General features: G+C 69.6%; 9 protein-coding genes, 1 other RNA gene and 1 pseudogene. All 11 read left to right on the top strand.

Annotated features, from left to right (window positions below; all coding sequences use genetic code 11):
- Positions 1–580: pseudogene (locus Q8M88_RS11095) on the top strand (glycosyltransferase family 2 protein); the annotation flags it as partial.
- A gap of 61 nt (positions 581–641) precedes the next feature.
- Complete coding sequence (locus Q8M88_RS11090; protein WP_305597218.1) at positions 642–1601, top strand: hypothetical protein; 960 nt, start codon at positions 642–644, stop codon at positions 1599–1601.
- Between the two features lie 189 nt (positions 1602–1790).
- Complete coding sequence (locus Q8M88_RS11085; RefSeq protein ID WP_305597217.1) at positions 1791–3599, top strand: acetolactate synthase 3 large subunit; 1809 nt, start codon at positions 1791–1793, stop codon at positions 3597–3599.
- A 19-nt stretch (positions 3600–3618) separates the two neighbouring features.
- The gene (locus tag Q8M88_RS11080; RefSeq protein WP_305597216.1) at positions 3619–4023 is read left to right on the top strand and encodes a GFA family protein; all 405 of its coding nucleotides are present in this window, start codon (positions 3619–3621) and stop codon (positions 4021–4023) included.
- Between the two features lie 75 nt (positions 4024–4098).
- Positions 4099–4647 carry an acetolactate synthase small subunit gene (gene ilvN / locus Q8M88_RS11075; protein ID WP_305597215.1) on the top strand — a complete coding sequence of 183 codons (549 nt, stop codon included), beginning with the start codon at positions 4099–4101 and terminating at the stop codon, positions 4645–4647.
- Between the two features lie 13 nt (positions 4648–4660).
- On the top strand, positions 4661–5587 hold the full coding sequence (locus Q8M88_RS11070) for a hypothetical protein (RefSeq protein ID WP_305597214.1): 927 nt from the start codon (positions 4661–4663) through the stop codon (positions 5585–5587).
- Between the two features lie 25 nt (positions 5588–5612).
- Positions 5613–5977, top strand: a transfer-messenger RNA (tmRNA) gene (gene ssrA, locus Q8M88_RS11065).
- 110 nt (positions 5978–6087) lie between these two features.
- Entirely contained in the window at positions 6088–6582 is a 495-nt protein-coding gene (locus tag Q8M88_RS11060) for an SspB family protein (protein WP_305597213.1), read from the top strand.
- Between the two features lie 4 nt (positions 6583–6586).
- Complete coding sequence (locus tag Q8M88_RS11055; protein ID WP_371132681.1) at positions 6587–7363, top strand: C13 family peptidase; 777 nt, start codon at positions 6587–6589, stop codon at positions 7361–7363.
- A gap of 86 nt (positions 7364–7449) precedes the next feature.
- On the top strand, positions 7450–9594 hold the full coding sequence (locus Q8M88_RS11050; RefSeq protein WP_305597212.1) for a serine hydrolase: 2145 nt from the start codon (positions 7450–7452) through the stop codon (positions 9592–9594).
- A 135-nt stretch (positions 9595–9729) separates the two neighbouring features.
- The coding region (fliF, locus tag Q8M88_RS11045; RefSeq protein ID WP_305597211.1) for a flagellar basal-body MS-ring/collar protein FliF at positions 9730–11201 on the top strand (1472 nt) is incomplete at its 3' end.

The following is an 11201-nucleotide window of genomic DNA, read 5'->3' as shown; positions in this document are numbered from 1 at the left end:
GGTGTTCGGTCCGGTGCGCGGTCGCCTTCCGCCCGGCGTCACGCGCCACCGCGCGTATCTGGAGGCGTTCTTCTCGCGCGTCGGTCCCGCCGAGGCTGGGCTGATCGCCCACTACTACGGCTGTGGCGACAGCCTGCTGCGGCGCGCGTCGCTGCCTGGCGGCGACCAGCCCTTCGACGCCACCCACAACCAGACCGGCGGCGAGGACACCCTGATGTTCGCGGCCATGCAGGTCGCCGGCGCGCGCTTCGCCTGGGCGCCGGAGGCCTGGGTGTGGGAGGACCCCGCGCCGTCGCGGCTCACCCTGCGCTACACCTTGGCGCGCGCCTTCGCCTATGGGCAGGGGCCGTCGGCGGCCTGCGCGGCGAAGACGCCGCCGGACGTTCCCGGGATCGCCTACTGGATGGGGGTGGGCGTGGGCCAGGCGCTCGCGTTCGGCATGCTCGCCGCATTGAAGGCGGTCCTGCGTGCGTCGGACGCCGCCGACACCCTCGACCGCGCCGCTCGCGGCCTCGGCAAGGTGCTTTGGTGGGGCCCGTTCAAGCTGAAGTTCTATGGGGCTGCGCCTTCCGGCGTCTGACCGGTTCCGGAATTGCTTCTCCGTCTCGCTCAAGCGGCGAACCGACGAGGAGCGTGCCAGAATGGACCCGACCAGCGCGCCCGATGGGCAGAACGCGGCCCGCCTGTATGACACCGCTCCGCCATCTGCGCCCCGACCCGGCCTGCGCGCGCTGAAGGCCGGCCTAGCCGACACGGCCAGCGGCCTGTTGCTGCCGGCGATCAAGCGCCTCGCGCCCGATCACGTAGGCGGCGAGACGCTGGACGAGGCGCTGGCCGTGGCCCAAGCGCTGGCCGGGCGCGGCCTGGCCAACACCCTCGGCTTCTGGGACACGCCCGCCTACGCGCCCGAACAGGTCGCCCACGTCTACCGCCAGGCCATCGCCCGCATCGGCGAGGCGGGCGCGGACGGCTATGTGTCGATCAAGCCGCCGGCGCTGCGCTTCGACTCCGCCGTCGCCCACGAACTGGCGCGCGCCGCGCGCGAGGCGGGCGTGCGGCTGCACTGCGATTCCCATGGGATCCAGGTCGCCGACCTGACGCTGGCCTTCGCGAGCGAGCTGGCCCGCGAGCTGCCGCCCCATCTGATCAGCGTCACCACGCATGGGCGGTGGTCGCGCAGCCTCGCCGACGCGAACCGTCTGCTGGAGCGCGGCGTCGGCGTGCGGATCGTCAAGGGCGAGTGGCCTGACCCGGACGATGCTGCGCGGAACATGCGCCAGGGGTTCCTGGACCTGGCCGAGGGCGTGGCCGGCGCGCAAGCCCACGTCGCCATCGCCAGCCACGACGCAGCGCTTTCCGCCGAGGCGATTTCACGGCTGCGACAGGCCGGCACGCCCTGCGAACTGGAGCTGATCCACGGCCTGCAGACCGAAACCCTGTTGCGCGCCGCGTGCGAGGCCGGCGTCGCCACGCGCATCTATGTCCCGTTCGGCCGAGGCTTCGTGCCTAGCGCGCTGCGCATCCTGGGCCGCAACCCGGGGCTGGCGATACGGGTGCTGACGTCGGTGATCACGCCCTGGCGCGCCACGGCTCGCGCTTGACGCCTTCCAAGCGCCGTGCGACATCGTCGCGATCATTTCGGAGACCGCAATTGCGCGCCACCCTCGTACTCGTAAGGCGACCACGCGCGGACTGACGTAGAACGTCAGCCGACAGCGGTCGCTTGCCCAGGCCCCGCGCGGGCCTTTTTTATTGCCCAAAGCTTTGTCGCCCAAACCCAGGTCCGGACCATGACAGCCCAGCAGACCATCACCGCCGAAGCCGACGCCAAGCCCCAGGATGCGACGATGACCGGCGCGGAAATCCTCGTGCGCGCCCTGATCGACCAGGGCGTCGAGGTGATCTTCGGTTATCCCGGCGGCGCGGTGCTGCCGATCTACGACGCCCTGTTCGCCGAACCCCGGCTGCGCCACGTGCTGGTGCGCCACGAGCAGGGCGCGACACACGCCGCCGAAGGCTACGCCCGCTCCACCGGCAAGCCCGGCGTCGTCCTGGTCACCTCCGGCCCCGGCGCGACCAATGCGGTCACCGGCATCGTCGATGCGCTGATGGACTCGATCCCGCTGATCGTCATCACCGGCCAGGTCGCCACTCACCTGATCGGCACCGACGCCTTCCAGGAATGCGACACCATCGGCATCACCCGGCCGTGCACCAAGCACAACTACCTGGTGAAGAGCGTCGAGGAGCTGCCGCGCATCGTCCACGAGGCGTTCCATATCGCCACCTCGGGCCGCCCCGGCCCGGTGGTCATCGACATGCCCAAGGATGTGCAGTTCGCGGCCGGGGTCTACAAAGGCCCGAACGAGGTCGAGTTCGCCCACGGCTACCACCCGCGCACCAAGGCCGAGCCGTCGCGCATCGCCGAGGCCGTGGCGATGATCGCCCAGGCGCGCCGCCCGATCCTCTACACCGGCGGCGGGGTCATCAACTCCGGCCCTCGCGCCGCCGCGCTGCTGCGCAAGTTCGCCGAGATGACCGGCGCGCCGGTGACCTCGACCCTGATGGGCCTGGGCGCGTTTCCGGCGTCCGACCCCAAGTGGCTGGGGATGGTCGGCATGCACGGCTCGTTCGAGTCCAACAACGCGATGCACGACTGCGACGTGATGATCGCGGTCGGCGCGCGCTTCGACGACCGGGTCACCGGCCGGCTGGACGCGTTTGCGCCCACCTCGCGCAAGATCCACATCGACATCGACGCCTCATCGATCGGCAAGAACGTGCGCACCGACATCGCCCTGGTCGGCGACGCCGGCTCCGTGCTGGAGGACCTGATCGCGGCGTGGGAAGCGCGCAAGCTGTCGATGGATCAGGCCGCCATCGCCGAGTGGTGGCGCCAGATCGAGACCTGGAGGGCGCGCGATTCTTTCCGCTACCGCAAGGACGAGAAGCTGATCCAGCCGCAACACGCCATCCAGCGGCTGTACGAACTGACCCGCGGCAAGGATGTCTACATCACCACCGAGGTCGGCCAGCACCAGATGTGGGCGGCGCAGTTCTTCCACTTCGACGAGCCGAACCGCTGGATGACCTCCGGCGGCCTGGGCACCATGGGTTACGGCCTGCCGGCCGCGGTCGGCGTGCAGATCGCCCACCCGAACAGCCTGGTCATCGACATCGCCGGCGACGCCAGCGTGCAGATGACCATGCAGGAGATGTCGACGGCCATTCAGCACGACCTGCCGATCAAGATCTTCATCTTGAACAACGAGTGGATGGGGATGGTGCGCCAGTGGCAGCAATTGCTGCACGGCGAGCGCTACTCGCACTCCTACTCGTCATCCCTGCCGGACTTCGTGAAGATGGCCGACGCCTTCGGCTGCGTCGGCCTGCGCGCCGACCACCCGGACGAGTTGGACGACAAGATCCGCGAGATGATCTCGGTCAACCGCCCGGTGCTGTTCGACTGCCGGGTGACCAAGCTGGAGAACTGCTTCCCGATGATCCCCTCGGGCAAGGCGCACAACGAGATGATCATGGCCGAGGAAGCCCGCGACCTCGGCTCGATCATCGACGATGCGGGCAAGCGACTGGTTTAGGCGGGTGGAGGCCTCGGGAATGCTGAAGACCTATCACGGCAGCTGCCATTGCGGGTCGGTGCGCTACGAGGCGGACATCGACCTCGCGGCCGGCACGGGTAGATGCAACTGCACGATCTGCACCAAGACTCGGACCTGGACGGCGATCGTGCAGCCCGACGCGTTCCGTCTCCTGGCAGGTGAGGACAAGCTCAGCGATTATCAGTTCGGCACGATGAGCGGTCACGGCCTGTTCTGCCGCGACTGCGGCGTCCGCTCCTTCAGCCGCGGCTACGTCGAGGCGATCGGCGGCGACTACGTGTCGGTGAACGTCAACTGCCTCGACGACGCTACGCCCGAGGCGCTGATCGGTGCGCCGGTCCGCTACATGGACGGCCGTTACGACAACTGGTTCGAGCCGCCGGCCGAGACGCGCCACCTGTAAAGCCCGACGTTGCGGCGACCGTCGGCTTGTGACAGGTCGTGGCGCAGAGATTTCACAGAAAACCGCGTACGCCCCATGCCCGATCCCCAGCCGGCCTCCGTCTATGACCTCGACCATGCGGTGGAGGCCGAGAACCTCGCCACCTATGCGGTGCTGGTGGACAATGAGCCGGGTGTACTGCACCGGCTGGTCGGGCTGTTCGCGGCGCGGGGCTACAATATCGAGAGCCTCACCGTCGCCGAGACCGATCGGCGCGCCCACACCAGCCGCGTGACCATCGTCACCCGCGGCACCCTGCAGGTGCTGGCCCAGATCGAGGCGCAACTGGAGAAGATGGTCTCCACTCGCCACGTGCAGGACGTCACCCGCGACCCGAACGGGGTGCAACGCGAGCTGGCGCTGATCAAGGTGCGCGGCAGCGGGCCGGACCGCGTCGAGGCGCTGCGCGTCGCCGACATCTTCCGCGCCAAGGTGATCGACACCACCCAGGAGAGCTTCGTGTTCGAACTCACCGGCGCCTCGTCGAAGATCGACAAGTTCGTCGACCTGATGCGCCCGCTGGGGCTGGTGGAACTGTCGCGCACCGGCGTGCTTTCCATCACCCGGGGCGCCGAGGCGATGTAGGAGGCCAGCCGCCATGCCGCGCGCCTGGGGACGTTCGATCTCGCTGGGCCTGTTGCTGGCCGCCACCCTCGCCGACGCCGCGAGCGCCCAAGTCACCCTGCGCCGCCGCGCGCCGCCCCCGCCGCAATCTCAGGCCCCGGCCGGTACGCCAGCGTGGGAGGCCGAGGTCTGGCCCTTCCCCGCCCCCGACCCGAAAAGCTGGGGGGACGACGAGCGGCCCAAGCCCGCGGAGGCCGCCGATCCGCTTGGCGGGCGAAAGCTGGGCGCCCGCGAACGCCTGACGGCGGTCGACAGCGGCGTGGAGCCGACGCTGTACCGCCTGTGGGGACTGCCGCCGCTGCAGACCCAGGTCCTGCGCCAGGGCGAAATGATCCTCGAGGTCTGGACCCGGCCGGCCGGCGGCGTACGCCAGACCGTGACCCGCATCACCGTGCGTCGCGACGGCCAGGCCTTTGTCCAGGCGCGCGCCGGCCTCGCCTGCTGCGAGCCAGGGATCGCGCGCCGAGTGGGGTTCGACGCCCCCCTGCCCGACGGCGCGGCGACGACGTTCCTGGCTCTGCGCGAGCATCCGATGTGGAACGCGCCGCGCGACGTGCGCGTGGTTGAGAGCGGCGGGTCCAGCGACGCCATCTGCGTCGACGGGGTGGCCTATGACGTCACGCTGGTGGTCCCGGGGCGTTCACGGTCGCTCAGGCGCGCCTGCGACAGCGCGGAGTTCGGCCAGATCGCCGATGCGCTGGAGCCCGCCCTGCGCGCCGCCGCCGGCCACGAGCCCCGCATCGACGTGCTGTTCCCGAGGATCGACTTCAGCGGCGCGCGCGGGGCGTACCGCAGCCTTGTGGAGGGCGGTGGGACCCTGAAGGCCGCTCCCGACGCGCGCGCCCAGCCGCCGACCTTCGAACCGGCGCCGGAAGACACTGCGCCCCCGCCCGCAGGATGAGCCGATTGACGCCGCTGACACGCGCCGCCTTCTAATCCGCTGCCCATGCGCCTATATTGGGGGGGTCAGGGTCCGCCCTGACTATGGAGATAAACGCGCACGTCATAAGCGGACTGGACCCGGGTGCGATTCCCGGCGGCTCCACCAATCTTCCTTTCCGGGTATCGCCGGAGAGTGCGGGGCCGATCAGCATCGACAGACGTCTAAAGGTGTTGCTTTCTCTCGGCCTTGCCCACCGTTCCGGGCCTTAAACTAAATGCGAACGATAACTTCGCTGAAGAGGTTCGCCTCGCCGCGTAATGTGGCGGGTCGTTTCTCGACCTAAAGCCCTGATGTCTTAGCAGCGTCAGGCGGGGCTCGGAGGGGGCCTGGCAACAGAACCCCTCCACTTTCCTTCACCGACAGCCCCCAGCAGAATAACGCGCGCCTACGCGTCGAGCCGCCTTTTCGCGGAGCGTCCGACGCGTTACGCTTCGCGCCTTCCGACCAACGGAGTTCCCATGGCGCAGGATCCGCCCGCCCAGGATCTGATGCACTACGAAGCGATGGCCCAGGACGCCATGCGTGGCGTGGTGAAGGCTGCGCTGAAGAAGGCCGCGGCGCCCGAAGGTCTGCCCGGCGCGCATCATTTCTACATCACCTTCCGCACCGACGCCCCCGGCGTCTCCGGCCCCACCGACCTGCTGTCGAAGTACCCGGACGAAATGACCATCGTCCTGCAGCACCGCTATTGGGACCTCGCCCCCGGTGAAACCTTCTTTTCGGTGACCCTGCATTTCGGCGGTCAGCCCAAGCGCCTGTCCGTGCCCTACGCGGCGCTCACCCGATTCTACGATCCCAGCGTGCAGTTCCTGCTGCAGTTCGAGCCGCCCGGCGGCGCGGCCGCTGCTGCGCCCTCTGCGGTCGCCGGCCCGAGCGAGGTCGCGAAACCCGCCGCGGAGCCCGCGGACGGCGAGGCCAAGATCGTCTCGCTCGACCAATTCCGGAAAAAGTGACGCGGTGATCCGCCCGCTGCGCCTCATGCTCGCCGCCGCGCTCGCACTCGTCGTCCAGGCGACGCCGACGCTGGCTGCGGGGCCTTTTGAGGATTGGGCTGCGGTGGTGGTGGCCGGTGACTGGCACGCCCATTCCGGCGGTCCGTCCGAAGCCTTCGACAACGCCCGGCGCGACGTCTCGCGTGCTCTCACCGGCATGGGCTTCACGTCGGCCAACGTGCGCCAGTTCTCGGTACGCCCCGAACGCTACAAGGACACCCGCCCGCTCAAGTCTGACCCCAAGGCGATCTACGAGGCTCTGAGCGAGGTGGCGGGACGGGCGACCGGCGGCTGCCTGGTCTATTTCAGCTCGCACGGCGCGCCCCAGGGCGTGGTCGTCGATCAGAATCTGCTGGCGCCGGCGCTGCTGGGTGCGATCCTGGATCGAACCTGCGCCAACCGTCCGACCATCGTGGTCATCTCGGCCTGCTTCTCGGGCGTGTTCATCCCTGAACTCGCCCAGCCGAACCGCATGATCCTCACCGCCGCCCGTCCCGATCGCACGTCGTTCGGCTGCGGCGAGTCCGACAAGTACCCGTATTTCGACGACTGCTTCCTGCAGTCGGCCGGCGCGGCTCACGACTTCCCCGAGCTGGCGACCCTCGCCCAGGCTTGCGTCGCGGCGCGCGAGCTGAAGGAGGGCATGCAGCCGCCGTCTGAGCCGCAGGTGTGGATCGGGGCGGCGCTGCGTCCCATGCTGCCGCTCTATACCTTCGAACTGCACACAGCCGCGTCGCGCTGACACGCGTCGCGGGCCTTTGCCGACTCTGTCGGGCGCCCTACAAGACGACGCTCCCTAGACGCCCAGCGCACGCGGAAAATCCTCCGATGAGTCGCCTCGCCAAAACCGCCGTCGCCGTCCTCGCGGCGCTGTTCGTCTGTCCACCCCTGCTGTCGGCCCAAGAGGCGACGGCTCCGGCGGCTGCGCCGCCCGCCGTTCCCAGCGCGCCGATCCCCTACACCCAGCTTCGACCCAAGCCCGCCCCGGTGCGGCGCGCGGCCCCTGCCCGCCCCGCGGCGACCAAGGTCCAGGCGCCGGCGCCCGTCGTCCCGACCGTGGTCGGAGCCCTGCTGCCCACCACCGCCCAGGGCGCGCGCCTGACCGTCGGCGAAGCCCTGCCGCCAGGCGAGCTGGAGCCGTTCGTCGACGGCCTGGTGCGCGACGCGATGGCCGCCGACCACATCGCCGGCGTCACCGTCGCCGTGGTGCAGAACGGCCAGGTGGTCATGAAGAAGGGCTATGGGTTCGCGAGCCTCTCGCCAGCCCGCCGCGTCGACCCCGACCGCACGCTGTTTCGCCTGGGGTCGATCTCCAAGACCTTCACCTGGATCGCGCTGATGAAGGAGGTGGAGGCCGGCCGGATGCGGCTGGAGGCGCCGATCAACCTCTACCTGCCGGAGCGGCTGCAGGTGCGCGACCAGGGCTTCACCCAGCCGGTGCGCGTGCGCCATTTGATGGATCACTCCGCCGGTTTCGAAACCCGGCAGCTCGGCCACTTGATGGAGCGGCGCTACGAGCGCGAGCGGCCGTTGCAGCAGTATCTCCGCCAGGAGCGCCCGCGCCGCGCCCGCGCGCCGCGCGAGGCCTCGACCTACTCCAACTATGGCGTGGCTCTGGCCGGCGCCGCCGTCTCCTATGTCGCAGACAAGCCGTTCGAGCGTCTGGTGGAGGACGAGATCTTCGTCCCCCTGGGGCTGTCGCGCACCACGTTCCGCGAGGCGCGGCCTGTTCGTCAGGGCCTGCCGGGACCGATGTCCGCGGCGCAGGCCGCCGGGCTCTCAGATGGCTATCGCTGGGTCGGCGGCCACTTCGAGGCGCGGCCGTTCGAATACATGGGCCACATCGCGCCCGCCGGCTCGGCCTCGTCCACCGCGGGAGACATGTCTCGCTACATGCTGATGTTGCTCAACAACGGCACGTTGGAGAACGCCACGGTGTTCGGGCCGGTCGCAGCGCGCGCCTTCCGCACGCCGCTTCGCCGCACCGCGCCGGGCATCAACGGCTGGGCGCACGGCTTCGTGGTCTATGACCTGCCGGGCGGCGTGCGCGGCTACGGCCATGACGGCGAGACCCTGTCGTTCCGCACCCGAATGGTGCTGGCGCCCGCGCTGGGCCTGGGGGTGTTCATCGCCGCCAATACCGAGACCGGCGCCCGGCTGACACAGCAGGCGCCGGAGGCGCTCATCCGGCATTTCTATGCCGGTGAGCAGTCGTTCCCTCGGGCCGGCGACCCGGCTTTGGTCCAGTCCGCCAACCTCTACGATGGGTACTATCTGCCGGCCGGCCGCGCGCGCGGCGGCCTTGAAGCGTTCGTCGACATGTTGCGCGGCGGCGTCTCTTCCGAGGTGACCCCGGCTGGGCGACTGCTGCTGGGCGGGCGCGAATGGACGCCCGACGGCGACGCGCGCCAGGGCCGCTTCATCGACGCGATGGGTAACCAGCGGCTGGCGTTCAACGTCGAGAGCGGCGGGCGCACCTTCCAGGATTCGTCGGGCGGCGATCTGTTCGAACGCGCCGGGTTCTGGCGGCGACCGCCGACGCTGGCGTTGCTGGCCGGTCTGACCGCTCTGGCGGCTCTGGCCACGCTGGGCGGCGTGGTGACGCGCGACCGCCGCGAGTTCCGCCAGACCAGCATCCAGAGCCGTATCGCGCTCCTGCAGAACACGCAGGCGGCCCTTTGGCTCGCCGCCATCGCCCTATTCGTCGCCTGGGCGGCGAAGACCGGCGACGCCGCCGAGGTGATGTACGGGTGGCCGCATCCGTTCCTGGTGGTCGCCTCGGCCTGCGAACTGGTCGCCGCAGCCCTGACCCTGGCGACGGTGGTGGCGCTGCCGGCCGTGTGGCGTGGCGGGCGGCGGGTCGACAGCTGGACGCCGCTTCGCAAGGCGGGCTTCACGCTCACCGTGGTGATCTACGCCGCGTTTTCGGCGGTCCTGTGGACCTGGGGGGCGCTGAGCCCCTGGAGCGGCTGAGCGGCGCCATTCTCCGGCGGGTAGGAAATTACCGCCCCGCTTAAACGACCCGTTTACCAAGCACTGGGTAAATCCTGCCTAGCGTCGGCGATCTCCTGATCGCGCGAGCGGCGTTGCGCAGGGGAGACTCCAGGCTTGAACCAGTTTGCGGCGATGGTTCAGCGGTTCGGAGTCGGGCGCCTGATGGCGATCCTCGGCATCGGCGCCGGCGTCGCCGCGGCCCTGGTCGCCCTGACCATGAACCTCGGCCAGCCCAAGGCCCTGCTCTATTCGAACCTCGACATGAAAGAGGCCGCCTCGATCACCCAGGCGCTCGATCAGTCGGGCGTGAAGTACGAGGTGAAGGGTGACGGCTCTACCATCATGGTGCCGCGCGACGAGGTCGCCTCCACCCGGCTGATGTTGTCGGGCAAGGGCCTGCCGACCTCCGGCTCGGTGGGCTACGAGATCTTCGACCAGTCGAACGCGCTGGGGCAGACCGACTTTGTCCAGCAGCTCAACCGCCAACGCGCCCTGGAAGGCGAACTGGCCCGCACGGTGCGCAGCCTGGATGGCGTCACCTCGGCCCGTGTTCACCTGGTGCTGCCGAAGCGTCAATTGTTCGAGGAAGAGGTCGATCCGCCGAGCGCGGCGGTGACCATCGGCGTCGGCGCCCGCGAGCCCGGCGGCGAACAGGTCAAGGCGATCCAGAATCTGGTCGGTGCGGCGGTCCCCGGCCTGAAGCCCGAGCGGGTCACCGTGGTCGACCAGCACGCCAACACGCTGTCCGGCCCCACGGACGGTTCGCAAGCCGCCGACGGCCGCAAGAACGAGTACGAGCAACGCATCGCCAAGACCGTGAAGAACCTGGTCGAGGGCGTCGTCGGGCCAGGCAAGGCGCGGGTCAACGTCACCGCCGATCTCGACCAGTCGCGCGTCACCGTCCAGCAGGAGACCTTCGATCCAGACGGCCAGGTGATCCGTTCGGAGTCCACCACCGAGGAAAGCTCCAAGGAAAAGGAGCCGGCGGACAACGGCCAGGTCTCGGCCTTCAACAACATCCCGGGCGGCGTGGGACCTAACGAGGGCGAGGCCGGGTCCTCCGCCGGCCGCACCGAGTCGACCACCAACTACGAGATCTCCAAGACCACCCGCACCGAGATCCAGGAACCCGGCCAGGTGAAGCGCCTGTCGGTGGCCGTCGCCGTCGACGGCGTCACCGCGGCCGGCGCGGGCGGCAAGCCAGGCGCCTACACCGCGCGCAGCGCCCAGGAGATGCAGCGCATCGAGCAGCTCGTGCGCACGGCCGTGGGCTTCAGCTCCGACCGCGGCGACCAGGTGACTGTGGTCAATGTCCGCTTCCCTTCAGTTGACGACCAGGACGGGGTGACCGCGGCGAACCCGCTGATGGGCTTCGACAAGAACGACATCATGCGCGGCGTCGAACTGCTGATCCTGGCGATCGTCGCGGTGTTGATCATGCTGTTCGTGGTCCGTCCCCTGCTGCGCAGCGCCGGCGGCGCGGGCGCCGGCGGCTTCCTGCCGGGCGTGACCAAGCTCGCCACCAGCCCCGGCGGCCAGTCGATGCAGCTCGCTGTCGATCCGGCCACTGGTCAACCGCTGGCCAT

Origin of the sequence: Phenylobacterium sp., from assembly GCF_030693805.1 — a bacterium.
GTDB lineage: Bacteria > Pseudomonadota > Alphaproteobacteria > Caulobacterales > Caulobacteraceae > Phenylobacterium.
The sequence above is the reverse complement of the archived record's forward strand: the minus strand, read 5'-3'. Positions and strand labels throughout refer to the sequence as shown.